The sequence below is a fragment of the Thioalkalivibrio sp. AKL9 genome (assembly GCF_000377825.1).
GTDB classification, from domain to species: Bacteria; Pseudomonadota; Gammaproteobacteria; order Ectothiorhodospirales; family Ectothiorhodospiraceae; genus Thioalkalivibrio; species Thioalkalivibrio versutus.
This window is the reverse complement of the sequence record NZ_KB905109.1, coordinates 22,579-48,113: the sequence shown is the minus strand read 5'-3', so window position 1 is coordinate 48,113 and position 25,535 is coordinate 22,579. Positions and strand designations below refer to the sequence as shown.

Here is a 25,535-nt window from a genome sequence, read left to right as displayed (position 1 = left end):
GCATGTGCAGCCGGTTTTTCATCCGCAAGCGCCCATGCCCACACACCCGTTTATCGACCCCGTCGCCCTGTCCATCGGCCCACTGACCCTGTATTGGTACGGCCTGACATACCTGGTCGGATTTGTCGCCTTCTGGGCGCTGGGCGTATGGCGCACACGCAGCCGCAACTGGGACCCCCTGCACCCCTGGCAGGTCGGTGACCTGCTGTTCTGGGGCGTACTCGGGGTCGTCGTCGGCGGGCGGCTCGGCTATGCACTGTTCTACAACCTCGACACGACGCTGGCCGACCCGCTGAGCCTGTTCCGCATCTGGGAGGGCGGCATGGCCTTCCACGGCGGGCTGGCCGGCGTGCTGGTCACCTGCTGGCTATACGCCCGCAAGATCGGCCAGCCGTTCTTCCGTCTGACCGACTTCATCGCCCCCCTGATCCCGATCGGCCTGGGCGCCGGGCGCATCGGCAACTGGATCAACGGCGAGCTGTGGGGCAAACCCACCGACCTGCCCTGGGCCATGGTCTTCCCGGCCGCGGACTACATCCCCCGTCATCCGTCGCAGCTGTACCAGGCCTTTCTCGAAGGGCTCGTGCTGTTCGTGGTGTTGTGGGTCGTCTCGCGCCAGCCGCGGCGTACCGGACTGATCTCCGGGCTGTTCCTGACGCTTTACGGCAGCTTCCGTTTCGCGGTCGAGTTCGTGCGCGTGCCCGACGCCCATCTCGGCTACCTCGCTTTCGACTGGCTCACCATGGGACAGGTCCTGACCCTGCCGGTGATCCTGTTCGGCGTTGCCCTGATCGTCTGGTCGCGGCGCAACCCCCTGCCCGCACCCCGCCCGGCCCCGGAGACCGCCTGAGATGCAGCAATACCTGGACCTGGTGCGGCACATCCGCGACCACGGCACGGACCGCCCGGACCGCACCGGTACCGGCACGCGCTCGGTATTCGGCTACCAGATGCGCTTCGACCTGGCGGACGGCTTCCCGCTGGTCACCACCAAGCGCACCCATCTGCGCTCGGTAATCCACGAACTGCTGTGGTTCATCGCCGGTGATACCAATGTCGGCTACCTGCGCGAGCACAAGGTCCGCATCTGGGACGAGTGGGCCACCGCGGCCGGCGACCTGGGTCCCGTCTACGGCGCGCAGTGGCGCAACTGGGCCGGCCACGACCAGCTTGCCGAACTGATCGACAACCTGAGGAACCGCCCCCACTCCCGGCGCCACATCATCAGTGCCTGGAACGTGGCCGACCTGCCGGACGAATCCATCTCGCCACAGGCCAACGCGGAGGCCGGGCGCATGGCCCTGGCGCCCTGCCACACCCTGTTCCAGTTCTACGTGGCCGACGATCGCCTGTCCTGCCAGCTCTACCAGCGCAGCGCGGATGTGTTTCTCGGGGTGCCGTTCAACATCGCCAGCTACGCCCTGCTGACCCACATGCTCGCGCAGGTGGTGGGCCTGAAGCCCGGCGAGTTCGTCCATACCTTCGGCGACGCCCACCTCTACCGCAACCACCAGGAGCAGGTCGAAGAACTGCTCGGGCGCGAACCGCTGCCGCTGCCAACCCTGCACCTGAACCCGGACGTCACCGACCTGTTCGCCTTCACCTTCGACGACATCGAGGTGCGCGACTACCAGTCGCACCCCCCGATCAAGGCCCCCATCGCGATCTGAGCGTTACCGGAGTCCCCATGCCCCAGCCCGAGATTCATCTGATGGTCGCGCTCGATCCGGATCACGTGATCGGGCGCGACAACGACCTGCCCTGGCACCTGCCGAAGGACCTGCAGCACTTCAAGCGAATGACTGCCGGTCACCCGATGATCATGGGTCGGCGCACCTTCGAATCCATCGGACGGCCGCTGCCGAAACGCCGCAACCTTGTGCTGACGCGCCAGGCGGACTGGCAAGCGGAGGGTGTCGAGGTCTATCGCGATCTGGATGCGGCGCTGGCCACCATCGAGGCCGGCCCCGCCTTCGTGATCGGCGGCGCCGGCCTGTTCGAGGAGGCCCTGCCGCACGCCGACGTGCTGCACCTGACCCGGGTGCACGAGTGCCATGCCGGCGACACCTTCTTCCCCGCCCTCGACCCCGCGGACTGGGATGTCGTCTGGTCCGAGCACCACGAAGCCGACGAACGCCACGCCTGCCCCTTCACCTTCGAACGCCTCGAACGCCGCCGCTGAACGCGACCCGGCGCCGTCCAGGGACCCGGGTATGTACAGCACCCGGCGGCCGAAGGTGGCCCCGGAGCGCAGTGGTACACGCCCCAGGACTCCACGCCCCTCCTGCTTCGTCATCCCGGAAACCGCGTAGCGGTTATCCGGGACCTCGGCGGCCGGGGTTGCCCCGACGAGGGAGATCCCGGCACTTCGCTTCGCTGCGGCCGGGATGACAGTACAGGGGCAAGGGCCGGGGACGGTGACATTCCAGAAAGGCCCGGATTAAAGCGACCTGCGGCGGGCTATTTGCGCCCCTGGACGATCCCCCTGACTGGCTGCCCCTCGTGGCTAATCAGGAACAATCTTTCTCTGTGCCCCCTAGGGTGCACAATCGCCCGGATCCTTAGCCCGTTCTTCGTGCCTTCGTGCGCTTCGTGGTGAAGAAAGGTGTTGTCAGCGCCCGCCAAAGTGGGGGATCAGGCGGCCGGGCAGCAGGTGGACCAGGATGAAGCCCAGCATCGCGGCGACCACGATGGTCGGGCCGGTCGGGGTGTCGTACTGGAAGGAGCCCCACAGCCCGGCCCCCACGGCCAGCATGCCGATGATGCCGGCGAGGATCGCCATCTGCTCGGGGGTGGCCGCAAAGCGCCGGGCACTGGCCGCCGGGATGATCATCAGTGCCGTGATCAGCAGCACGCCGACCACCTGCATCGCCGCCGCGATCACCAGTGCGATCAGCAGCATCAGGCCCAGCCGCACCAGCAGCACTGGCACACCCTCCACCTGGGCGAGCTCCTCGTGCACCGTCAGCGCCAGCAACGGGCGCCACAGCAGGATCAGCAGCAGCAACGCCACGCCACCGCCGATCGCGATGGACATCAAGTCGTTGGTGCCCACCGCGAGGATGTCACCGAACAGGTAGGCCATCAGATCCACCCGCAACCCCTCGATAAAGGTAACGGCGACGATCCCCAGCGACAGCGAACTGTGCGCGAGAATACCGAGCAGGGTGTCCGAGGCCAGTTCCTGGCGCCGCTGCAGCAGTACCAGCAGGATGGCGATGGCCACGCACACGATCGTGACCATCAGGTTCAGGTTCAGCCCCAGGAGCACCCCGAGGGCGACGCCCAGCAGCGCCGAATGGGACACGGTATCGCCGAAATAGGCCATGCGGCGCCAGACCACGAAGGCCCCCAGCGGCCCCGCGACGGCGGCCACCATCAGCCCCGCCAGCAGGGCACGAATCAGGAAATCGTCGAGCAGGCCATCCATCATCGGGAATCGCCCCCGGGACCGGGCCGGTGGGCATGGCCGCAGCCGGCGTGATGTTCGTGCACATCCCCGGCCACATCGTGCACATGGTCGTGATCGTGCCGGTAGACGCCAATCCCCTGCATGTCCGTCTCCGGGAACAGGCGCTGGTACTCGGGATGCCGCGAAACCTCCTCCGGCCGACCCGTGCAGCATACATGCTGGTTCAGGCAGATCACCGCATCGGCCCCGGCCATCACCAGGTGCAGGTCGTGCGACACCATCAGCACCCCGCAGCCGGTCTCGTGGCGGATGTCATCGATCAGCTTGAACACCTCGCCCTGGCCGACGATATCCACCCCCTGGGCGGGCTCGTCCAGCACCAGAAGGTTCGGGCGATTGAGCAGGGCGCGCGCCAGCAGCACCCGCTGCATCTCGCCGCCGGAGAGCGACTGCACCGGCTTGTGCAGCAGATGCGGCACGCCGACCCGCTCCAGGCCTTCGCGCAGGACGGCCTCCGGGGCCCGCTGGCGCAGCGTCAGGAAACGCCGCACCGACAATGGCAGCACCGGCTCGATCTGCAGGCGCTGGGGCATGTAGCCGATGCGCAGCCCGCGCCGGCGTTGTACCCGGCCCTGTCCCGGCTTCCACAGTCCCAGCAGCACTCGCAACAGCGAGGTCTTGCCCGCCCCGTTGGGGCCGATCACCACGGTCACCTCGGCCGGCCGCACCTGGACCGAGACATGATCCAGGATCACCCGCCCGCCGCGTTCCAGGGAGACGTCGCGGGCGGCCAGCAACGGCGAGGCGTCCGTCGCCGGTTGCGCGTGCGGGGAAGGGGTTTCGCGATTCATATTGGTATACTATAACGTTATTGAATCCGATGGAGAATCCGCCCATGCGCTTTGCTGCCCGCCGCCCGACCTTCCTCGCCCTGCTCCTGGCCCTGGCCCTGGCGTTTCTGGTGACGGTGGCCACGCCCGCGCAGGCCGACAGCCCGCGCATCGTCGCATCGATTCTACCGATTCACAGTCTGGTTGCCGCGCTGGCCGGCGACACCCACGAGGTGGAACTGCTGGTGCCGGCCAGCGCCTCGCCCCACGGCTATTCCATGCGTCCCTCCGAGGCACGGCGCCTGCAGCAGGCCGACCTGGTGGTCTGGGTCGGTCCGGAGCTCGAGGGCTTTCTGGAGCGCTCGCTGCACGGGATCGCCGACCGCGCGACGGTCATCAGCCTGATGCACGACCTCGATCTCGACCTTCTGGAGGGCCGCACCGGGGGCGTATGGGAAGGCCATCATGACCACGGCGACGATGGCGGCCATGGGCATGACGATCACGGCGATCATGGACATGACCATGATCCCCACGACGATCACAACGGACACGCGGACCACGCGCATGACCACGATGCTCACGGCTCCGATGATCATGGACACGCCGCGCATGACGACGGGCACGGGCATGCACATGGCGATTACGACAGTCACCTGTGGCTGTCGCCGGCCGTCGCACGGGCCATCGTCGAACAACTCGCGGAGCGCCTCGCGGAACTCGATCCGGAACAGGCCGCAACGATCCGGGACAACCGGGACGGCCTGCTCCAGCGCATCGACGAGCTGGACGCCAGGATCGCCGAGCAACTGGCGCCGGTACGCGACCAGCGCTTCATGGTGTTTCACGACGCCTACCAGTACTTCGAGCAGCACTATGGCCTGAACGCGGCCGGCTCCATCAGCGTCGATCCCTCGCGCATGCCCGGGGCCCGCCGGCTGTCCGAACTACGCGGCCGCCTGGCCGAGGGCGATGTCGCCTGCCTGTTCACCGAACCGCAGTTTCGCCCGGCGCTGGCGGAAACCGTGGCCGAGGGTACCGGCACCCGGCTCGGCATGCTCGACCCCATCGGCGCGGAGCTGGAGCCTGGCCCCGATGCCTGGTTCCTGCTGATGCAGGGTATGGCGGACGGCTTCACCGACTGCATGGCACATAACGGCTCCTGACGGACACGCGGCCCCACCTCCGGAAGCCGCGCATCGCCACCCCACCCTCCTGTGCCGTCACCCCGGAAACCGCGTAGCGGTTATCCGGGATCTCCCACGCCGGGACAGCCCCCAAGGCCGGATATCCCGGCTCTGCGCTTCGCTTCGGCCGGGGTGACCGAAGGGAAAAGGCCCGGATGCCCCACCGCGGTCAGAGCAGGATCAGCCCCCACACCAGTGCCGCCAGGAGGAAGCTGACCAGCACCGCGGCCGAGGCCATGTCCTTGGCGCGCGCCGACAGCGGATGGCGCTCGTCGCCAAACCGGTCGATTGCCGCCTCCACCGCCGAGTTCAGCAGTTCCACCACCAGGATCAACAAGGCACTGCCGGCCAGCAGTGCCCGCTCCACCCCGCTCTCGCCCAACCAGATCGCCAGCGGCAGCAATACCGCGAGCAGCGCCAGCTCCTGACGAAACGCCGACTCGTGTTGATACGCCTCGCGCAGCCCGCGCCACGAATACCCGCAGGCGTGCAGCACCCGGCTCAGCCCCCGCCGACCACTATGCGCCACGGAATCCCCTATCGCGCGCCACGCCAGACCAACCGCTCACAGTTGCACTTCTACCCGATTGCGACCCTCTCTCTTGGCCCGGTACATCGCATCGTCCGCACGCTTGATCCAGTCCTTGATCGCCTCGCCACGACGACACTCGGCCACCCCCAGACTGATGGTCACCCGCCCGACCCGGGGCAGATCCAGCGCGGCCACCTGCCGGCGCAGATCCTCGGCCAGGCGGCAGGCATCTTCGGCCCGGGTACTGGGCAGCATGACCATGAATTCCTCGCCGCCCCAACGACCCAGCACATCGGACTGGCGCAAGCGTTCGCCGGCCGTCGCCACCACCCGGCGCAGGACCTCGTCGCCGATGTCGTGGCCATGGGTGTCGTTGATCCGCTTGAAGTGGTCCAGATCCAGCATCACCAGCGAACAGGGGTCCGCATAGCGCTCCGCCCGCCGGGCCTCCTGCTCCAGCAATGCCTCGAAATGGCCCCGATTGGCGGCATCGGTCAGTGTGTCGTAGAAGGCCTGATATTCCAGCGCAGCCTCCAGCTCCTTCTGCCGCGAGATGTCGTGGAACATGGCGATGTAATACTCGATCACACCACTGGCATCCCGGATCGCGGTCACGATCTCGTGCAGGGGGAAGATCCGGCCATCCTTGCGCCGGTTCCACACCTCGCCGGACCAGTGGCCGTTTGCACGCACCGACTGGAACATCTCCTCATAAAAGCCGCGGTCCTGACGGCCCGAATTCATGATGCGCGGATTCTGGCCCACCGCGTCTTCCTCGGTGAATCCCGTGAGCTCGGTAAAGGTCGCATTGACGCGCTGGATCGTACCCTCGACATCGGTGATGAAGATGGCCTGGCTGCTGTCGAAGGTCGCCGCCAGCAGACGCTGCTCCTGCTCCAGATGATGGCGTTCGGTGATGTCCTGGACCGTGCCGATCATCCGTTGGACGCGTCCGTCGGCATCGAACTCTACATAACCGCGTTCGTGCACCACACGCTCTTCGCCGTCCGGGCGCAGAACCCGGTGCACGATATCAAGCGCCCCGTCCCCACCCAGCGAGGCATCCACCTCGGCCTGGACCCGTTCGCGATCGTCCGGATGCACCGCATGCATAAAGGCCTCGTGCGTCCCGCCCCATTCACCGCGGGACATCCCGAAAATCCGGAAGACCTCGTCCGACCAGCGAACCTCGTTGCGGACAAAGTCCGACACCCAGTTGCCGATATGCGCGATGCGCTGGGCCTCGGCCAGCTCGCGCTCGCGCAGATGCAGGACCTCTTCGGCTTGCACCCGTTCGGTGATGTCCAGGATCACCCCGAACCAGAGCACACTGCCATCCTCCAGTGCCTCGGGACTGGCGTGCCCTTCCACCCAGATCTCGCCGCGCTCGGGGTGGCCCACGCGATAGCGTTGACGCCACGATTCCAGGCAGCGCATGGAGGCCTCGATACTGGCGGCGACACGGTCGACATCATCCGGATGGATCACGTCGAAGACGCGGCGGGCATCGAGCATTACGGCTTCGGGCGTCACGCTGTACACATCGACCATGCCCTCACTGGCATACGGGAACGACGCCCGGCCATCCGGGTGCTGGCGGTACTGGTAGATCACCCCGGGCATGTTGTGCGCAATCTTTTCCAGATGGCGCTCGGTCTCCACCCGCGCCCCCACGTCCTGGAAGGCACCCACCAGTTCGACGACCGCGCCCTGACCGTCGCGGATCGCGGTCACCTGATCCTCCAGCCATTGCCAGTGCCCACTGGGCATGCGCTGGCGATAGCTCAGACGACAGAATCCGCGCGCGCCCTCGGCCAGCCAGCGCTTCACCTGGCCGACACAGCGACGAAAATCCTCGGGAGCCAGATGGGTCCGCAGCCAGTCCGGCTGGGTCGTGATCTGTTCCGGTGTCCAGCCAGTGACCGCCTGCACGTTGCGGCTGAGCCAGGTCATGGTGCCGAAGTCCGACGGGTCCATGGTGTAGATCACCGCGGGACTGGCACGCAGCAGGGTCTCGGTACGCTGCTGGGCCTCCTTGCGCGCGGCGATGTCGGCAATCACGACCAGCAGCGCCTCGGGACAGTCCTCGGTGGCCGGGATTCGACTCGTGGTCATTTCCACCCAGCGCGTCTGGCCGGTGGCTTCCAGCAGACGCGCCTCGAAGCTGCTGGTGCTGCAATCCCCGTTCAGCAGGGCGTGACGCCGCGCCGCGCAACGCTCCCGGTCGTCCGGGCACACGTAGTCTTGCAGGATCGCGGCGGTCAGATCCGCCGGATCGCAGGCCAGCAAGGCGCCCAAGTGGGGATTGGCGCGCAGGATGCGCCCCTCGGTATCCATCTCGGCCAGCCCCACCGGCGCATGCTCGAACAGCGCCGCATAGCCGTGGATGGCACAAATCTCGCTCATCGGGTTCCTTGCCCGTCTGTGTCTCTCTTTGCGGAGACTTCGTCAAAGACACGCCCGGCGTGTCTTCTGCCCTCGGACCTGGCAGTGGATTGATAGACTGAATCCAGAAAACTACCAGATAACGAGTCTGGTTTCCGCTTGACCCCACAAAAAGGCGTTTACTGCCGCGAAAAACGGAAACGCCCCCGACAAGCGGGGGCGTTTCCGAACGAACCAGGAAGCCCGGGGCCGGCCCCCGGGAATCCCGTCAGCCGTGCGTACCGGTGCGCGGCGCGCTGGCGTCCCCGTCCTCGGCGGGCTGGAACACGACATCCAGCGCCTTGGCGGCGGCCACTTCGTTGAAGCGCCGGTTCGGTAGCGTGTGTGGCGCGCTCTTGATCGTTTCCATGTCGTTCTCCGACTCGGCCAGGATGCAGGCCATCGCCTCGACAAAGCCGTCCAGGGTCTCTTTCGACTCGGTCTCGGTCGGCTCCACCAGCAGGCACTCCGGCACCAGCAGCGGGAAGTAGGTGGTCGGCGCATGGTAGCCGTGGTCGAGCAGGCGCTTGGCCACATCGCCCGCAGTCAGTCCACGTTCCTTGGCCTGCTTCTTCATGGTCACGATGAACTCGTGGGTGGCACGGCGCTTGGGATAGGCCAGGTCGAACCCGGCTGCGGCCAGTTCGCGCGCCAGGTAGTTGGCATTCAGGGTCGAGAATTCGGAGACCCGCACCATGCCCTCGCGCCCCAGCATGCGCATGTAGATATAGGCCCGCAGGAGCACACCGGCGTTCCCGGCAAACGCGGACAGGCGCCCGATGCTCTGCGGACGATCGGACTCCTCGGCAAAGCGGTAGCCGCCCTGCTCCGCCTCGACCACGTGCGGGATCGGCATGAACGGCAGCAGCCGTTCGGCCACGCCCACGGCACCGGAACCCGGTCCACCGCCACCATGCGGCGTGGAGAAGGTCTTGTGCAGGTTCATGTGGATCACGTCGAAGCCCATGTCGCCCGGGCGCACCTTGCCGAGGATCGCGTTCAGGTTGGCGCCGTCGTAGTACAGCAGGCCGCCGGCCTCGTGCACGATGCCGGCAATCTGCTTGATGCGCCGTTCGAACACGCCCACGGTGGACGGATTGGTCAGCATGATCCCGGCGGTGTGCGGACCCACGGCGGCCTTCAGGGCCTCGATATCCACGTCACCGGTATCGTCGGTGGGGATCTCGCGCACCTCGTAGCCGCACATGATCGCGGTCGCCGGGTTGGTACCGTGGGCGGCATCCGGGACGATGATCTCGCGGCGCTCGGTATCGCCGCGGGCATCGTGGTAGGCGCGGATCATGGCGACACCGGTGTACTCGCCCTGGGCGCCGGCCATCGGCGCCAGCGACACGGCCTTCATGCCGGTCACTTCCTTCAGCATCTCCTGCAGCTCGAACATCGTCTGCAGGAAGCCCTGGCTGTGGCTCGCCGGGGCAAGCGGATGCCGGTTCAGGAACCCGGGCAGCATCGCGAGGCTGTTACAGGCGCGCGGGTTGTACTTCATCGTGCACGAGCCCAGCGGATAGAACTCGGTGTCGATGGAGAAATTCTTCTGCGACAACCGCGTGTAGTGCCGCACCACGTCCAGTTCCGAGGCCGCCGGCAGACCCGGGGCGGACTTGCGCTGCAGGTTCGCCGGGATGCGGGTCGCGGCGTGGTCGCGCGGCGCCTGGGCCACGGCCGAGCGGCCGGCGCGGGAACGTTCGAAGATCAGATTGGCTTCAGTGGTGCTCATAGCGGTTTCTCGCTTGCGTATTCGGGTGACGGCGACCGGGCACAGGCCCGGCCACCGGCGGCACGGAGGGACTCCGGCCGATTACTGGGTCGGGCTCAGGTTGGCCCGATCATCCAGGGCCGCGAACGCGGCGTCGTAGTCCGGCTCGTCGCCGATCTCGGAGACCAGCTGGGCGTGCATCACCAGGTTGTCGGTATCCAGCACGACCACACCGCGCGCGGTGATTCCGGCCAGCGGGCCGTCCTGGATCAGTACGCCGTAGTCCTTGGCGAAGTTGCGATCGCGCATCATCGACAGCACGGTCACGCGTTCCAGGTTCTCGGCGGCGCAGAAGCGGCTCATCGCGAACGGCAGGTCGGCGGAGACGATCAGGATCTCGAGATCCGGACGGCTGGCGACCATCTCGTTGAACTTCTTGGTGGAGTCGGCGCAGACCGGGGTATCCAGGCTGGGCACGATGGAGATCAGCTTGCGCTTGTCGCCGAAGTCGGCCAGCGAGACATCCTGCAGATCCTTGTTGGTCAGCTTGAAGTCCGGGGCCGGCGAGCCCACATGCGGCAGATCGCCGTTGGTGTTGATCGGATTACCTTGCAGCTTGATTTCGGCCATGGTTGCCTCCCGGCTTGATGTGTATGGCGCTTGGTGTCGTTGACCGTGGGAAGCCGATAACCGCCTCAGGCGGCCTGCTCCCAAGTGGTCACGTACTGCTCCAGGTCGGATTCGGTCTTGGTCTCGGTGGCGCAGGCGAGCACGCAGCCATCCAGCTGCGGATAGTCCCGGCTCAGCTCGAGGCCCGCCAGCACGCCGGCATCGGCCATGGTCTGCACGCGGGTCGCGGCATCGCCGCCGAAGTCCAGCGCGACTTCGTGGAAGTACTCGCCGGTAAAGCGCGGCTTGATGCCCTTGGCGGCCAGTTTTTCCACCAGCGCATGGGTGTTGGCGTAGCAGGCCTCGGCCACGCGGGTCAGGCCCTCGTCACCCAGCAACGACATATGGATCGTCGACGCCGTCACCACCAGTCCCTGGTTGGTGCAGATGTTCGAGGTCGCCTTGGAGCGGCGGATATGCTGCTCGCGCGCCTGCAGGGTCAGCACGAAACCGGGCTTGCCGTCAGCGTCCTCGGCGCGGCCGACAATGCGCCCCGGCATCTGCCGGATATGCTTTTTCAGCGTGGTCATGAAGCCGTAGTACGGCCCGCCGGACGACAGCGGCGCACCCAGCGGCTGGCCCTCGCCGACCACGATGTCCACGCCATTGGCGCCCCACTCGCCCGGCGGCTTCAGCAGCGCCAGCGAGACCGGGTTCACCACGGCGATAACCGGGATGCCGCGTTCCTCGGCCCACCCGGTCAGGGCATCCACGTCCTCCAGGATGCCGAAGAAGTTGGGCTGGCTGATCACCATGGCGGTGACGTCGTCGTCCGCATACGGCGCCAGCGCCTCCACCGGGGTCTGGCCGGTGGTTTCGTCGAACGGCAGTTCGACCAGTTCGATGCCCTGGTTGCCGATCAGCGTCTTCACCACCTTGCGATAGTCGGGGTGCAGCGCCCCCGGCAGCAGCACGCGCTTGGCCTTGGAGCGGCGATTCACGCGCACCGCCATCAGCACGGCCTCGGCCAGGGCGGAGGCCCCGTCATACAGGGAGGCGTTGGAGACCTCCATCCCGGTCAGGCGGCTGATCATCGTCTGGTATTCGTAGATCAGCTGCAGCGTGCCCTGGCTGGCCTCCGCCTGGTACGGCGTGTAGGCGCTGTAGAACTCGCCGCGCGTAGCGATCTGCCACACGGCGGCCGGGATGTGGTGCTCGTAGGCACCGGCCCCGATGAAATTCGATGGCGTGCCGTCCTTCGCAGCCCGCTCCTGCATCAGGCGGGTGATGCCCATTTCGCTCTCGCCCTCGGGGATCCCCGTGAGTGGCGGCGCACGCAGGTCGGCGGGAATCTCGTCGAACAGGTCCTCGACGGATTCGGCGCCAATGCTGTCGAGCATGGCACGGATGTCTTCTTCGGTATGCGGGATAAACGGCATGTCAGGTCTCGCTTTCGCCGATTGCGGCGAAGTTCGGTTGGGTCCCGGCCGGACGCGGCCGGGACCGGTGATACGCGGCTACGCTCAGGATTCCGCCTCGACGTGCGCGGCATAGGCATCCGCATCCATCAGTGCATCCAGCTGGCCGGCATCGGAGGGCTCCACCTTGAACAGCCAGCCATCCTCGAAGGGCGACTCGTTGACCTTCTCGGGGCTGTCGGCCAGGTCCTCGTTGACCGCGGTCACCTCACCGGAGATCGGCGCATAGATATCCGAGGCGGCCTTGACCGACTCCACCGTGGCGCAGGCCGTGCCGGCCTCGATGGTGCTACCCGCTTCCGGGGCCTCGACAAACACCAGATCGCCCAGCAGTTCCTGCGCGTGATCGGTGATACCCACGGTCACGCTGCCGTCGGCCTCGCTGCGCACCCACTCGTGGCTTTTGGTGTACTTCAGATCCTTCGGTGCTTCGCTCATGACATCTTCCTTTTGCTTGTTAGATCCCGCCTGCGCAGTGTAGTCCGGTGCACGCGGGATGAGGCAATCCTCGCTTCAGTTTTTCGGCAGATCGATCTGCGGCTCGCCGTTGCGGACGAACACCGGCTTGACCACGCGCACCGGCAGCTTGCGGCCGCGGATGTCCGCGTGCAGCTGCTCGGCCTCGACCCCGGCCGGGATACGCGCGAACGCGACCGACACGCCCAGACTGGGCGCGAAACTGCCGGAGGTGACCACGCCGTCGCCGGCCTCAGTTTCGATGCGGGTGCCGCCACGCAGCACCCCGCGACCATCCAGCACCAGCCCCACCATGCGTTCCTTCACGCCCTCGGCCTTCGACTGCTCGATCGGCGCGCGGCCGATGAAGTCGCGCTCGGCATCCTTCAGCGCGATGGTCCAGCCCAGGTTGGCGGTCAGCGGATTGGTCTGGTCGTCCATGTCCGTGCCGTAGAGATTCATGCCGGCCTCCAGGCGCAGGGTGTCGCGCGCGCCGAGGCCGATGGGGTGCACGCCGGCATCCTTCAGCTGTTCCCAGAGACCGTCGGCCTCCTCCGCCGGCAGCATCACCTCGAAGCCGTCTTCGCCGGTGTAGCCCGTGCGGGCGACAAACCACTTGTCATTCCAGACCGCGGAAAACGGCTTGAGATCCCCCGCATTGCGCAAATCGGCCGGCAACAGCGGCAGGGTCTTCTCCACCGCCTGCGGCCCCTGAATCGCAATCAGGGCGAACTCCGGGCGCGGCTCCACGTTCACGTCGAAGTCCTTCGCGACCGCCTGCATGTGAGCGATGTCGCCCTCGGCGGTGGCGGCATTGACCACGGCGCGGTAGGTATCGCCACCGGTCCAGTAGATGATCAGGTCGTCGATCACGCCGCCGGCCTCGTTCAGCATGCAGCTGTACAGCGCGCGACCCTCGGTCTTCAGCTTGGCCACGTCATTGGCCAGCAGATAGCGCAGGAAGGCCTGGGCCTGCGGGCCGTGGATATCCACGACCTGCATGTGCGAGACATCAAACATGCCGGCGGATTCGCGCACCCGCTTGTGCTCCTCCATCTGGGAGCCGTAATGCAGCGGCATCTCCCAACCGGCGAAATCGACCAGCTTGGCCCCCGCGCGCTGATGCGCGGCATGGAGCGGAGTTGTCTTCAACGTCGTCATCTAGTTCTCGCCTTGCTTGCGTGTCGTGGTCGGCTCGCCGGCATCCGCCGGTGGAACCGCGAGGCCCGGCCGCCGCGCTCCGGGCATAAAAAAAGGGGCGGCCGGCAGAATGAATCTGCCAGCCGCCCCTCTGTCCTGAAACCTGAGAGTTTGCGTCGCGTCAGTCCGTTGTCGGACTGCGTGACCGCCCCCTTCGGTGGGCCGTTTCCGGCCGCTCTCCAGAGTGTGTCTCCTGCACCGTTCCGGTCCTGTAGCCTGAGCGATTCCGGGCGGATGTTGCGCCTTCGGCGTCTGCCAATCGACTGGCGATCGCAGATCTCTTCCAGAACGGTGTGCGGGCATTGTCGAGCGCCCACAGACGAAAGTAATTGTAGACCAAAATACCCTCGCTGCGAAAGCCCGGACGGGCCGCGCCACTATTCCGACGCCCCGACCTGCCCCGTCACCTGCCCCCGCATGCATCCAAAAAGCACCGTCATTGCGAGGAGCCGCAGGCGACGAAGCAACCTCCGAAAGCTGGCAGTGCGTCACGATCAGCATCCGGTGGTTTCGGACGGAGGTTACTCGCTGCGCTCGCCCTTCGGGCCGGCCTGCGGCCGTTCAACGCGCTGCGCGCTTTTGTGCCGCGTCGCTGCGCTCCTCGCAATGACGGTGCCAGTGGCGACACTCTGCGCGGGCGACACTCTGGGCGCGCCCTACAACGCCATGTCGATCGCAAGCAGGACGACGAAGCCAACCAGCACCCCGACCGTGGCCTGGGCCTCGTGGCCCTTGCGGTGCGACTCGGGGATGATCTCGTGACTGATCACGAACAGCATCGCTCCGGCCGCGAACGCCAGCCCCCAGGGCAGCAGGAACTCCATCAGCGTGATCGCTCCGGCCCCGATCAGTCCGCCGATCGGCTGCACCAGGCCCGTCAGCAACGTCACCCCGAATGCCGCCCACTTGCTGTAGCCCAGCGACAGCAGGGCGATGGCGACCACCAGCCCCTCGGGCATATTCTGCAGCCCGATCCCGATGGCCAGCGCGATCCCGTCGCTCACGTCATCGCCGCCGAAGCCGACCCCCACCGCCAGGCCTTCCGGCAGGTTGTGCAGTGCGATTGCAAAGATGAACAACCAGACGCGGCGAATCTTCTGCGGGTCGGCCCCGCTTTGCGGCCCGATGAAGAAATGCTCGTGCGGCACCAGCTTGTGCAGCGCCAGCAATGCACCACCACCCAGCCCGATCCCCACCGCCAGCACGACAATGGCCATGCCCACGCCGCCGTACTGGGCCTCGGCCTGCTCCACCGAGGGGAGCACCAGTTCGAAGGCCGTGGCCGACAGCATCACGCCGGCGCCGAAGCCCATCATCGCGTCCTCGACCGACTGACTGATGCGGCGCAGGAAGAAGATCGGGATCGCCCCCACCGCGGTCATCAGACCGGCGACGAAACTCGCCAGCAAGCCGATCTGCAGCGTATTCAGATCGGCAATGCGCTCTTCCAGCATCGGCCACAGCAGGCTGACCAGCCAGATGAAGACCGCCAGTGCGATCAGCGATCCGACGAGGAAGATCCGGGGTACCGGTTTGCCGTGATCCGGCTCGGAAGCCGCGGGAGAGGGTTCGGTCATGCGTCGTCCTTGAGAGTCGAAGCCGCCATTGAAACAGGGTCCATCGCGGCGTTCCACAGACGCGCCCAATGCCCGGGTTCGACAAAAGCTATCGTCAACACCCGTTGTGCGCGGTAGAGTTTTCAGCCAAAGCCGCTCCGGACCACAAGGACCCACCGATGCTCGACACCATCGACCAGTTCCTCGGCGACACCGCCGGCCTGCTTTGGGGCAACCCGCTCACCCTGATCCTGCTGCTGGGCACCGGGCTCTACCTCACCATTCGCCTGGGGCTGGTCCAGGTCGTCGCATTCCGCGAGGGCTGGCGCGCCCTGCGCGGGTCAGATGGACGCGGCGGCGGCACCGGGCAGATCTCGCCGTTCCAGGCGCTGTCGACCGCGCTGTCCGGCACCATCGGAACCGGGAACATCGCCGGCGTCGCCACCGCCATCGCGCTGGGTGGCCCCGGGGCGCTGTTCTGGATGTGGGTGACGGCCTTCTTCGGCATGGCCACCAAGTTCGCCGAGACCACCCTGGCCGTTCGCTACCGCGAGATCGCCCCGGACGGCAGCATCGCCGGCGGGCCAATGTTCACCCTGCTCCACGGCCTCAAGATGAAGAAGCTGGCGATCCTGTTCGCCGCCTTCACCCTGATCGCCTCGTTCGGCATCGGCAACATGGTGCAGGCCAACTCGGTGGTCGACGGCCTGACCTTCATCGTGCCGGATCTGCGCGCCGACGACGACATCATGGGCTGGATGGCCCTGATCATCGGCCTGACCATGGCCGTGCTGGTGGCGCTGGTAATAATCGGCGGGGTCAAGCGCATCGCCATGATCGCCTCGACCATCGTCCCGTTCATGGCCGTGATCTACATGCTGGGCGCCTTCGTGGTGATTGCCGCCAACATCGAGGCCGTCCCGGCCGCGATCGGCACCATCCTGAATCTCGCGCTCAACCCCTGGGCCGCCGGCGGCGGTGCCATCGGCCTCGCCATCCAGTACGGCGTTGCGCGCGGCATGTTCTCCAACGAGGCGGGCCTCGGCTCCTCGGCCATGGCGCACGCCGCAGCCAAGAACGGCGATCCGCCGCGCGAGGGCTCGGTGGCCATGCTCGAGCCGTTCATCGACACTATCGTGGTCTGCACCCTGACCGGCCTGGCCATTGTCGTCACCGGGGCCTATATCGACCGCGCCGACGACGTGGTCGGGGCCTCGCTGACGGCCACCGCCTTCAGCTCCACGCTGGGCCCGTTCGGCGCCATGGTGGTCGGCATCAGCCTGATGCTGTTCGCCTTCTCCACCATGATCGCCTGGTCCTACTACGGCGACCGCTCGGCCTACTTCCTGTTCGGCGAACGCGCGGTGATGCCCTACCGCGTCGTGTTCGTCATCCTCATCGTGATCGGCGCGACCATCCCGCTGGGCGTGGTCTGGAACTTCTCCGACATCGCCAACATCCTGATGGCCGCACCCAACCTGATCGCGCTGATCCTGCTGGCCGGCCTGGTCAAGAAGCTGCGCGATGACTACGTGGCGCATCGCCCGATGCCGGATCGCCATGAAGGATGAGCACAGCTTTGCGGGCGGTCCATCCGACCCGTTCGCACAGGGCCCCGCACGTCCGGACGCGGCCATGCTGGTGCGCGAGGTCGAAGGCGCCCTCGCGGAGGATCTGGGCCCCGATGGTGTCGACGGCGACCTGACCGCCGCCCTGGTCCCGGCTGAACGGGTGGCGCGCGCCACGCTGCTATTGAAGGAGAGCGCGATCGTTTGTGGCCAGCCCTGGTTCGACCGCGTGTTCGCCAGCCTCGCGCCGGAAACCCGGATCGACTGGCAGGTGGCCGAAGGCACCCACGTGGAAGTGGACGACGAACCGCGCGTGATCGCTACCCTGGAAGCCCCCGCACGGGCCGTTCTGGCGGCCGAACGCGCGGCCCTCAACCTGCTCCAGACCCTCTCCGGAACGGCCACCGAGACCGCCCGCTGGGTCGCCCGCCTGGAGGGCACGGACAGCCGCATCCTCGATACCCGCAAGACCCTCCCGGGCCTGCGCCACGGGCAGAAGTACGCCGTGCGCTGCGGCGGCGGCCACAACCATCGCCTCGCCCTGTGGGATGCCGTGCTGATCAAGGAAAACCACATCGCCGCCTGCGGCTCCATCGCGGCCGCAGTGGAACGGGCCCGCACCCTGGGCGCCGGGCGCTGGGTAGAGGTCGAGACCGAGAACCTCGACGAGGTCGATCAGGCCCTGGCCGCGGGGGCAGACGTGATCATGCTCGACGAGCTGTCGCTGGCAGATCTGGCCACGGCCGTGCAGCGCATTCGCGGCCGCGCGATCTCCGAGGCCTCCGGCGGGGTCACACCGGATACCCTTGCGGCCATCGCCGCCACCGGCGTGGACTACATCTCGGTCGGCGCGCTGACCAAGCACCTCCACGCCATCGACTACTCCCTGCGCCTGGACTAGCCCTACGGTTGCGATCCCGACGATTACGGGGCTCCACTCACCGCCTGGGGCCGGGCCTGGTTCATCCACTGGTGTTTAGGAGGGCTTCGGTCCGCCGCCTGCCTGGTTGTGGCTGGCCACGGTTCGCCATCCGGTGTTTACGGTGGCTGCGTCCGGCCGCCTGCCACGCGCTGACTCGCCAGCGCGCCCCGAGGCACTTTCTTGCTTGCCCAAGAAAGTGCCCAAAGAAGGGCACCCGGATTCCGCCCGGGAACCTTGCTCCAGGGCCCTCGGGCCGGCGGCGCTGAACTCGCTGCGCCTTCGGCTCCGCTCAGACATCCAGCGCCTTCTCCCGGCCCGAGAACCCTTCCGCAAGGGGCTCCATACGGGAGGAGAAGGTCAAAACAGACGGTATCCCGTAGCGTGCGGTTGAGCGCGGCGAAACGCACCGTTCCCCACGCCGTGCGAAACCCTGATGCGATTCGCTGCGCTCATCACATCCTACGCCCCCGGCGCCCGCTTCGCGGGCGCGGCACGCAACGGCCAAAGGCCGAGCGTGCCGAAGATGTTCGAAGACCTAGCCATCGTCCACTGGCAGGAACACTGGGATCGCCGTTGTCTTGACCTACCTCCCCGTTGTCGTCGCGCCGAGTGGAGAGGCTTTTCGCGGGATTCAAGGCGCTGGATGTCTGAGCGGAGCCGAAGGCGTAGCGAGTTCAGCGCCGCCCGCGAAAAGCCTCGGAGCGAGGGAAACCCCGGCCCGCGCAGCGGGCTGGGGTCGCGGCAGTCGGGCGTGTTTCTTGGGTACTTCTTTGCACGAGCAAAGAAGTACCTCGCGGTGCGCTCGCGAGAGAGCGCGTGGCAGGCGGCCAGACGAAGCCACCGTAAACACCGGACGATGAACCGGGACCAGCCTTCTGGGATCGGCGCCGCACAGAGGCCACCAGAAACACCAGTATGTCGAACGGGACCCAACCAAGGCGAGCACAGCACACACACCCCAAGTGCACCATGGGGCCGGGAAGGACGGGAGGCTAGTGCTGCGACGCCGGCGGCATCTGGATGAAGCGTTCGCGGTACAGGCGCAGTTCGTCGATGGAATCGCGGATATCCTGCATGGCCTGGTGCGACGCGTTCTTGCGCAACTGCGCGATCACGTCCGGGGCCCAGCGCCGCGCCAGCTCCTTCAAGGTGGAGACATCCAGATTGCGGTAGTGGAAGTACTGCTCCAACTCCGGCATCAGGCGCGCCATGAAGCGCCGGTCCTGGCAGATGGAATTGCCACACATCGGCGAGGCCCCCTTCGGCACATACTGCGCCAGGAACTCCAGGGTCGCCTGCTCCGCATCGCGGGTGTCCGACGAGCTGTTGCGCACCCGTTCGATCAGCCCCGATGTTCCATGGGTGCGCTGGTTCCATTCGTCCATCCCCTCCAGCACCTCGGCCGGCTGGTACAGGGCGACGACTGGCCCTTCGGCCAGGATGTTAAGGTCCTTGTCGGTGACGATGGTCGCCACCTCCAGGATCCGGTCGGTTTGCGGCTCCAGACCGGTCATCTCGAGATCGATCCAGATCAGGTTTTCGGCATTCACGGCCATGTCGCGTACTCCTTCGCGGGGAGGCCGTCGTGTGACGACCACGGCCCTTTCATATGCCGCAGGAGTCTATCATCATGGTTGCGGGGCCTGTGGCCCCGGACTCCAACCCCCGTGATCAGGAGGGAACAATGCGACATACCAACGCACGTATCGCCGCCGGCACTGCCGCGCTGGCCCTGAGCCTTGGCGGCGCGAACATCGCGCTGGCGGATGACATCCGCATGGGACAGGAGCTGCACAGCGACAACTGCATCAGCTGTCACGCCGACATGGTCGGAGGCGATGGCTCCGACCTCTACACGCGATCAAACCGCATGGTCGGCTCGCACGACGAACTGGTGGCCCAGGTTAACAACTGCAACGTGAATCTCGGCACCAACTGGTTCGACGACGAGGTCAATGCCGTGGTCGCCTACCTCAACGCGGAGTACTACCAGTTCGATGACTGATCTGAAGACCAAGCACTGCCAGTCCTGCGAAGGCTTTACCAACCCGATGCCACGGGACGATGCCCAGCGCGCCCTGGGACAGCTGCACGATGCCTGGGGTATCGACGAAACCGGCAAGAGTATCCAGCGCAGCTTCAAGTTCAAGAACTTCCACGAGACCATGGCGTTCGTGAACGCCGTCGCCTGGATCGCGCATGGCGAGGATCATCACCCCGACATGGCGGTCGGCTTCAACCGCTGTGCGGTGGAGTTCTCGACCCATGCCATCGGCGGGCTGAGCGAGAATGACTTTATCTGTGCCGCGCGCGTCGATGCCCTGTTCGACTAACCCTTCCCGCCACGGCCGAGTACGAGCTTGACGCAGATCGCCCGGGTCTTCGCCCGCCACAACCAGATGGCCGACATCGCGGGGCCCGACGCGGCCCCGCGTCGGTTACGCCTGCACCGCCGCTTCCGCGACCTCGCCTGCGGCGACCTGGTCGAGCTGGATGCCACCGGCGACGAGGTGGCCCGCCAGCTGGATCGCAACAACGTGCTCGTGCGCCGCGACGGCTTCGGCCGGCGCAAGGTCATCGCGGCCAATATCGACTGCGTGTGGATTGTGATCGCGCCGGAACCGGCACCCTCGCGCAACCTGATCGACCGCTTTCTGGTGGCAATCCTCAACCTGCCCGCCCGCCCCCGCCTGCTGATCAACAAGCAGGACGAGGGGCCCGCGGCCCGGCCCGAATGGCTGGACGCCTACCGCCAGCTGGACCTGGATCCGCTATTCGTCAGCGCCAAAAGCGGGTTCGGACTGGACGACCTGGCGGCGGCTGCGGCCGGCCAGACCAACATCCTGGTCGGGCAGTCCGGTGTCGGAAAGTCCTCGCTGGTCGCCGCGCTGCTCGAGCAGTACGGGATCGTCGACGCGATCGCGCCAACCACTGGCGACCTGGCCGCCTCCGGCGAGGGACGCCACACCACGGTCACAGCCCAGTGGTTTCCACTGGCCAACGGCGGCGCCTGGATTGACTCGCCCGGCGTGCGCGATTTCACGCCCGAAATCCCGTCCCTGGACACCCTGGAGCGCGGCTTCCCGGACATCGCTGAGCGCGGTGATCAATGCCGCTTCCGTGACTGCCGCCACCAGAGCGAGCCCGGTTGTGCGGTACTGGCCGCGATCGAGGCCGGCGAACTCCCCGCCGCACGCCTGCAGGCCTGGCACGCCCTCGCCGCCGAGATCCCCGCCCAGAACCGCGCGCGCGGGTAACTTTTCCTCGACGAAGCGCACGAAGAACACCCAGGGTTACCAAGCGATTAACGGGAAGGGGAAGCCTGGACGAAGAAAGGCATTGGAAATGCGCGTGTTCGGTGGCGCCCCGGGACGATCCGTGCGAGTCAGCGAATTCCAGCCGGGATTTCTCCCAACCTCCCAATGCCCTGTGAATCGCTTTTCCGGCCCTTCTTCGTGCCTTCGTGTACGTCGTGGTTGCGCCAGACGAGTTCGGGGAGGCCGCACGGTGGCGTGCAGTGAGAGTTGCGGCGGAACGTGTGGCAGGTGTCGCGGCGAGGGGCCGGGATCAGAAGGTCAGGCCCAGCTCGACGCCGATGACCGAGGAGGCCGGCTCGCGGCTCACGCCTTCAAACTCGAGGCGATCAGCCAGCCAGTTATCCGCGGAGTTCAGCGAATAGTCGTCGTAGTACAGGCTCAGGGACAGCTCGGACTGGTTCTGCAGACGCAGGCGGCCATCCAGGCTCAGGTAACCGGCGGTGCGGCCCGTCTCGCGACTGCGATCACCGTAGCTGAAGCCCAGATCCCGATCCTCGCTGGACAGCGGCTGGCGCACGCCCACCCGGAACTGGCTGTCGAAACGCCCGGAGGCGAAGGTCGGCCCGAAGCTGAAATCGGTGAAGTACGCGGTGGACTCACCGGACGGCCCGAGTTCGTTCCAGTCCGGACGCGTCTCCATGCCCACCCCAAGATTCAGGCCGTAGCCGAAGCCCCCACCCAGTTCCTGGTGATAGCCACCCACCGCCTCGAACAGGCGTGTCCCGCCAAAGGCATTGTCGGCCTCGTCCAGGGCCGAGGCATCGCCGGTACTGCGCACCGACAGGCGGTAGCGCGATTCGGTGTCGCGACCCGTTTCCGGCTCGTCGCGCAACGTCACCCCCGCCCCACCGATCCCCTGGGTCTGGGGTGGCGCAACCAGCGAGTAACGGTCGGCGGCGCTGGCAGCGCCCGTGCCCAGTGCGAGCCCCGCAACCACCAGCGAAACCACGAACCAGCCCGAGCGCCACGCGCGCGCACGAAGCGGCCGCAGGCATTGTGCCTGCGGCCGCTTCAGGGCTGCACCGTTCGATCCTTGTCGCGTCACACCAGCAATCCGTGTTGTCGTTCCTGGTCGCTAGCCGGGGGGCCAGCTCAGTGCACGCCCAGCGAGGACATGCATGTGTATATGGTAGACCGTTTGCCCACCGTGGTCGTTGCAATTCATCACGGTTCGATAACCGTTCTCCGCAAATCCGCGATCGCGTGCGATCTCCGCCGCGGCCCGGGCCATCTGCCCGATCACCGGGGCCTCCGCAGCGCTCAAATCGTTCAGCGTGGCAATGTGCGTTTTCGGGATCACCAGCACATGTTCGGGCGCCTGCGGGTTGAGATCCTCGAAGGCCAGCACCGCGTCGTCCTCGAACACCACCCGGGCCGGGATCTCGCCCGCCACGATCTTGCAGAACAGGCAATCCGTCATGCCGCTACTCCTGTATCGAAATATTACCACGCATCAATATTCGCGCCGACCCGAAAGTGCATGCGCCAGGGTGCCGGCATCGATGTACTCCAGCTCGCCGCCGCTGGGGATACCCTGGGCGATACGCGTGGTACGAATCCCGTGACGTGCGGCCATCTCCGCGAGGTAATGCGCGGTCACCTCGCCCTCTACCGACGTGTTCGTCGCCAGGATCAGCTCCTCCACACCCTCCGCCTGCAAGCGGGCCTCCAGTCGGTCGAGCCCCAGCTCCTCCGGGCCAATCCCGTCCAGCGGCGACAACCGGCCCAGCAAAACGTGAAAACGACCGCCGAAATCCGTGGCCGACTCGATCGCCAGCACGTCGCCGGGGCTCTCTACCACGCAAACCACCCGCGAATCGCGCTCCGGGTCCGCGCAGCGCGAACAGGTCTCGGCCGAGGTCAGCGTGCGGCATACCGAGCAATGCCCGATGCGCGCCACGGCCTCGTCCACCGCCCGCGACAGGCGCCGCGCGCCCTCGCGGTCGCGCTCCAGCAAGTGCAGCGCCATGCGCCGCGCCGACTTCGCCCCGACCCCGGGGAGGCAGCGCAGCGCCTGGACCAGCTCGTCCAGTTCCGCTTCCATCAGGCGCGCCCGCTCCGCCGGTTCAGAACGGCAGCTTCATGCCGGCCGGCAGGCCCATGCCCTCGGTCAGGCTGCCCATGCGCTCCTGCGTGGTGGACTCGACCTTCTGCACCGCATCGTTAATCGCGGCGGCCACCAGGTCTTCGAGCATGTCGCGATCATCGTCGAACAGGCTGGGGTCGATCTTCACGCGGCGCGCGGCGTACTTGCCGGTCAACACCACGCTGACCAGCCCGCCGCCGGCCTGGCCCTCGATCTCCATCTCGGCCAGCTCGGCCTGCACCTTCTGCATGTCTTCCTGCATCTTCTGGGCCTGCTTCATCAGGCCACCCATGCCACCTTTCATCATCGGTTCGATCTCCTGCCCCGCACAAAGGCGGGTTTGTCCGTATTCGACGGGTTAGCGCGGGGCCGACGACGCGTCGCCCGCGGAGTTGTCTTCGTTGGTTTCGCGAATGCGCACCGCGCCCAGTTCGGCGCCAAATTCCTGCCCCAGGGCCTGAACCACCGGGTCCTCGCGCATGGTCGTCTCGGCGCTAGCCTGACGCTCTGCCGAGGCGGCCGCAAGCCGCGCCGCGGGCGTCGTCTCCGACGGTTCGGACTGGTTGACGATCTCCAGGCGCAGCGAGTGGCCCAGCGTCTTCTCCAGCGCTTCCTTCAGGCGGGTCCTGGCCCGGTCGGTACATAACGTACCCGGAGCCACCGCAATCACCACGCACTCCTGATCATGCTTGCGCAGCTCCGCGTGCAGGGCGAGTTCGCGCACCGTCCCCATGGGCAGACCCTCGGCAAAACGGTGCCAGTCAAACATCCCGTCTGCGGCCACGGCAGGTGCCACCGGTTCCGCCGTCGAAGATGCCGCCGGCGTGGCCTGTCGCGGCGACGCCTCGCCGTGCGTGGGCTCATCGGCGTGCACCGGCGGTGTGGGTGCCTCCCGCGGAGGTGGCGGCTCGCTCACCCGCTCGCGGGGCGGCGGCGAGTTTTCACCACTGCGCGAGGCCGCCTGCGCGGCCGGTTTCGGCTCGGCCGGTTCGATTGCAGCGGGTTGCACCGCGGGTGCGGCATTACGGGAGGGCGCGGCGCGCGGCGCAGACGCTTCCCCGCGCACCGTGGCCGGCCGGCGTTCGGCCTGGCCCTCGTCCTCCCCAGACCCCGGGGCTGGCTCCGGGCGAAAGGCCAGCAGGCGCAGCAGGGTCATCTCCACGCCCATGCGCGCGTCCGGCGCGTAGGGCAGATCACGCACCCCGTGGATCAGGATCTGATAGGTCAGCTGAATCGTTTCCGGGTCGACCCGGCCGGCGGCCTCGTGTGCCCAGACCAGCGCCTCCTCGCCCGCCGCCGGTGTGGCACCGGCCACCTGCTGCACCGCCACCTGGTGCACCAGCGCGGCGAGCTCGTCCAGCAGGCGCGACCAGTCGGGTCCCAGCGTCTCCAGCTCCGCCAGCCCCGCCAGCAGGGCCGGGCCGTCCCCGGCAAACACCGCATCCAGCAGCGCGGCCAGTCGCGTGCGCGGGAGCAATCCAAGCATGTCGCAGGCGTCGGATTCGCTCAGACGGTCGCCGCCATAGGCAATCGCCTGGTCGGTCAGACTCAGGGCATCGCGCATCGAGCCCTCGGCCGCCTCGCCCAGACGCAGCAGGGCACCCGGCTCCGCCTCGACGCCTTCGGCGGCCAGGATCCGGGTCAGGTGCTCGGCGATCATCGCCGGCGGCATCGGTTTCAGGTTGAACTGCAGGCAGCGCGACAGCACGGTGACCGGCAGCTTCTGCGGATCGGTCGTCGCCAGCAGGAACTTCACGTGTTCCGGCGGCTCCTCCAGGGTCTTCAACAGGGCGTTGAAGCTCTTCTCGGAGAGCATGTGTACCTCGTCGATCAGGTACACCTTGAAGCGCCCGGTGGTCGGGGCATAGGAGACGTTGTCCAGCAGCTCGCGGGTATCGTCCACCCGGGTGCGCGAGGCGGCATCCACTTCGATCAAGTCGAGGTGACGACCCTCGGCGATCTCCACGCAGGAACGGCACTCGCCGCAGGGCGTGGCCGTAACGCCGGTCTCGCAATTGAGACAGCGCGCAAGAATCCGGGCAATGGAGGTCTTGCCCACCCCGCGGGTACCGGCAAACAGGTAGGCGTGGTGCAGGCGTTCGCCGCTCAGGGCATTGGCCAGGGCGCGCACCACATGCGGCTGCCCGACCAGGTCCTCGAAGCGCGAGGGGCGCCACTTGCGGGCTAGAACCTGGTGACTCATGCCTCCCCCGTCAGTGGAGTCTGTTGCGTGCCCGGGTG

25 protein-coding genes, 1 pseudogene and 2 riboswitches are annotated in these 25,535 nt (G+C 66.9%); of the genes and pseudogenes, 9 read left to right on the top strand and 17 right to left on the bottom strand.

Annotation, left to right across the window (positions count from 1 at the left end; genetic code table 11):
* Window positions 1-34 precede the first annotated feature (34 nt).
* The 3 genes from lgt to D573_RS0107890 are packed head-to-tail and all read left to right on the top strand — an operon-like array spanning window position 35 to window position 2,182.
* A complete protein-coding gene (lgt, locus tag D573_RS0107900) occupies window positions 35-850 on the top strand; it encodes a prolipoprotein diacylglyceryl transferase (RefSeq protein ID WP_018146122.1) in 816 nt (271 codons plus the stop codon).
* Window position 851: 1 nt separating this feature from the next.
* Window positions 852-1,670 carry a thymidylate synthase gene (locus D573_RS0107895; RefSeq protein WP_018146123.1) on the top strand — a complete coding sequence of 273 codons (819 nt, stop codon included), beginning with the start codon at window positions 852-854 and terminating at the stop codon, window positions 1,668-1,670.
* 17 nt (window positions 1,671-1,687) lie between these two features.
* Window positions 1,688-2,182, top strand: coding sequence for a dihydrofolate reductase (locus D573_RS0107890; protein ID WP_018938452.1), 495 nt, complete (start codon window positions 1,688-1,690; stop codon window positions 2,180-2,182).
* A 429-nt stretch (window positions 2,183-2,611) separates the two neighbouring features.
* Here D573_RS0107890 and znuB read toward each other — a convergent pair whose 3' ends face one another.
* Window positions 2,612-3,433: a zinc ABC transporter permease subunit ZnuB gene (znuB, locus tag D573_RS0107885; protein WP_026287963.1), complete on the bottom strand. Its 822-nt coding sequence runs from the start codon at window positions 3,431-3,433 to the stop codon at window positions 2,612-2,614.
* Window positions 3,430-4,263, bottom strand: coding sequence for a zinc ABC transporter ATP-binding protein ZnuC (gene znuC, locus D573_RS0107880; RefSeq protein WP_018146126.1), 834 nt, complete (start codon window positions 4,261-4,263; stop codon window positions 3,430-3,432). The genes znuB and znuC overlap by 4 nt, the downstream gene beginning before the upstream one ends.
* Window positions 4,264-4,307: 44 nt before the next feature.
* On the opposite strand from znuC, the gene D573_RS0107875 reads away from it, so the two are divergent.
* Window positions 4,308-5,408, top strand: a complete 1,101-nt coding sequence (locus D573_RS0107875) for a zinc ABC transporter substrate-binding protein (protein ID WP_018938451.1) — start codon at window positions 4,308-4,310, stop codon at window positions 5,406-5,408.
* A 190-nt stretch (window positions 5,409-5,598) separates the two neighbouring features.
* Here D573_RS0107875 and D573_RS0107870 read toward each other — a convergent pair whose 3' ends face one another.
* From D573_RS0107870 to D573_RS0107835, 8 genes are all read right to left on the bottom strand, one after another.
* Window positions 5,599-5,958: a diacylglycerol kinase gene (locus tag D573_RS0107870; protein ID WP_026287962.1), complete on the bottom strand. Its 360-nt coding sequence runs from the start codon at window positions 5,956-5,958 to the stop codon at window positions 5,599-5,601.
* 36 nt (window positions 5,959-5,994) lie between these two features.
* Window positions 5,995-8,367: a PAS domain S-box protein gene (locus tag D573_RS0107865; RefSeq protein ID WP_018938449.1), complete on the bottom strand. Its 2,373-nt coding sequence runs from the start codon at window positions 8,365-8,367 to the stop codon at window positions 5,995-5,997.
* Between the two features lie 247 nt (window positions 8,368-8,614).
* Window positions 8,615-10,123, bottom strand: coding sequence for an aminomethyl-transferring glycine dehydrogenase subunit GcvPB (gcvPB, locus tag D573_RS0107860; protein ID WP_018938448.1), 1,509 nt, complete (start codon window positions 10,121-10,123; stop codon window positions 8,615-8,617).
* A gap of 81 nt (window positions 10,124-10,204) precedes the next feature.
* Window positions 10,205-10,732 carry a thiol peroxidase gene (gene tpx / locus D573_RS0107855; RefSeq protein ID WP_018938447.1) on the bottom strand — a complete coding sequence of 176 codons (528 nt, stop codon included), beginning with the start codon at window positions 10,730-10,732 and terminating at the stop codon, window positions 10,205-10,207.
* Between the two features lie 65 nt (window positions 10,733-10,797).
* Window positions 10,798-12,150, bottom strand: a complete 1,353-nt coding sequence (gcvPA, locus tag D573_RS0107850; RefSeq protein WP_018938446.1) for an aminomethyl-transferring glycine dehydrogenase subunit GcvPA — start codon at window positions 12,148-12,150, stop codon at window positions 10,798-10,800.
* Between the two features lie 84 nt (window positions 12,151-12,234).
* Complete coding sequence (gene gcvH / locus D573_RS0107845; protein ID WP_018176402.1) at window positions 12,235-12,627, bottom strand: glycine cleavage system protein GcvH; 393 nt, start codon at window positions 12,625-12,627, stop codon at window positions 12,235-12,237.
* A gap of 75 nt (window positions 12,628-12,702) precedes the next feature.
* Window positions 12,703-13,806 carry a glycine cleavage system aminomethyltransferase GcvT gene (gene gcvT, locus D573_RS0107840; protein WP_018938445.1) on the bottom strand — a complete coding sequence of 368 codons (1,104 nt, stop codon included), beginning with the start codon at window positions 13,804-13,806 and terminating at the stop codon, window positions 12,703-12,705.
* A 120-nt stretch (window positions 13,807-13,926) separates the two neighbouring features.
* Window positions 13,927-14,038, bottom strand: a riboswitch (glycine riboswitch).
* 1 nt (window position 14,039) lies between these two features.
* A riboswitch (glycine riboswitch) is annotated at window positions 14,040-14,141 on the bottom strand.
* A 360-nt stretch (window positions 14,142-14,501) separates the two neighbouring features.
* Window positions 14,502-15,422 (bottom strand): ZIP family metal transporter, encoded by a 921-nt coding sequence (locus tag D573_RS0107835; protein WP_018938444.1) that lies wholly within the window; start codon window positions 15,420-15,422, stop codon window positions 14,502-14,504.
* A 158-nt stretch (window positions 15,423-15,580) separates the two neighbouring features.
* On the opposite strand from D573_RS0107835, the gene D573_RS0107830 reads away from it, so the two are divergent.
* Together D573_RS0107830 and nadC are read left to right on the top strand one after the other, a co-directional pair.
* On the top strand, window positions 15,581-16,972 hold the full coding sequence (locus tag D573_RS0107830; protein ID WP_018938443.1) for a sodium:alanine symporter family protein: 1,392 nt from the start codon (window positions 15,581-15,583) through the stop codon (window positions 16,970-16,972).
* Window positions 16,973-17,036: 64 nt separating this feature from the next.
* Window positions 17,037-17,870 carry a carboxylating nicotinate-nucleotide diphosphorylase gene (gene nadC, locus D573_RS0107825; protein WP_155984861.1) on the top strand — a complete coding sequence of 278 codons (834 nt, stop codon included), beginning with the start codon at window positions 17,037-17,039 and terminating at the stop codon, window positions 17,868-17,870.
* Between the two features lie 310 nt (window positions 17,871-18,180).
* Here nadC and D573_RS14975 read toward each other — a convergent pair.
* A pseudogene (locus D573_RS14975) lies at window positions 18,181-18,434 on the bottom strand (hypothetical protein).
* 449 nt (window positions 18,435-18,883) lie between these two features.
* Window positions 18,884-19,447, bottom strand: a complete 564-nt coding sequence (gene orn / locus D573_RS0107820; RefSeq protein WP_018938441.1) for an oligoribonuclease — start codon at window positions 19,445-19,447, stop codon at window positions 18,884-18,886.
* Window positions 19,448-19,575: 128 nt separating this feature from the next.
* Here orn and D573_RS0107815 point away from each other — a divergent pair, with 128 nt between their 5' ends.
* The 3 genes from D573_RS0107815 to rsgA are packed head-to-tail and all read left to right on the top strand — an operon-like array spanning window position 19,576 to window position 21,148.
* A complete protein-coding gene (locus tag D573_RS0107815) occupies window positions 19,576-19,896 on the top strand; it encodes a cytochrome c (RefSeq protein WP_018169367.1) in 321 nt (106 codons plus the stop codon).
* Window positions 19,889-20,224, top strand: coding sequence for a 4a-hydroxytetrahydrobiopterin dehydratase (locus D573_RS0107810; protein ID WP_018169366.1), 336 nt, complete (start codon window positions 19,889-19,891; stop codon window positions 20,222-20,224). Before D573_RS0107815 ends, D573_RS0107810 begins: the two co-directional genes overlap by 8 nt.
* 27 nt (window positions 20,225-20,251) lie before the next feature.
* Window positions 20,252-21,148 carry a ribosome small subunit-dependent GTPase A gene (rsgA, locus tag D573_RS0107805; protein WP_018938440.1) on the top strand — a complete coding sequence of 299 codons (897 nt, stop codon included), beginning with the start codon at window positions 20,252-20,254 and terminating at the stop codon, window positions 21,146-21,148.
* Between the two features lie 310 nt (window positions 21,149-21,458).
* Here the strand turns inward: rsgA and D573_RS0107800 are convergent, their stop codons facing one another.
* The 5 genes from D573_RS0107800 to dnaX are packed head-to-tail and all read right to left on the bottom strand — an operon-like array spanning window position 21,459 to window position 25,497.
* Entirely contained in the window at window positions 21,459-22,253 is a 795-nt protein-coding gene (locus tag D573_RS0107800) for a hypothetical protein (RefSeq protein ID WP_018938439.1), read from the bottom strand.
* A 30-nt stretch (window positions 22,254-22,283) separates the two neighbouring features.
* Window positions 22,284-22,628 (bottom strand): histidine triad nucleotide-binding protein, encoded by a 345-nt coding sequence (locus tag D573_RS0107795; RefSeq protein WP_018938438.1) that lies wholly within the window; start codon window positions 22,626-22,628, stop codon window positions 22,284-22,286.
* 33 nt (window positions 22,629-22,661) lie between these two features.
* Window positions 22,662-23,252, bottom strand: coding sequence for a recombination mediator RecR (gene recR, locus D573_RS0107790; protein WP_018146145.1), 591 nt, complete (start codon window positions 23,250-23,252; stop codon window positions 22,662-22,664).
* Between the two features lie 22 nt (window positions 23,253-23,274).
* On the bottom strand, window positions 23,275-23,601 hold the full coding sequence (locus D573_RS0107785; protein WP_018146146.1) for a YbaB/EbfC family nucleoid-associated protein: 327 nt from the start codon (window positions 23,599-23,601) through the stop codon (window positions 23,275-23,277).
* A 51-nt stretch (window positions 23,602-23,652) separates the two neighbouring features.
* The gene (gene dnaX, locus D573_RS0107780) at window positions 23,653-25,497 is read right to left on the bottom strand and encodes a DNA polymerase III subunit gamma/tau (RefSeq protein WP_018938437.1); all 1,845 of its coding nucleotides are present in this window, start codon (window positions 25,495-25,497) and stop codon (window positions 23,653-23,655) included.
* Window positions 25,498-25,535 lie beyond the last annotated feature (38 nt).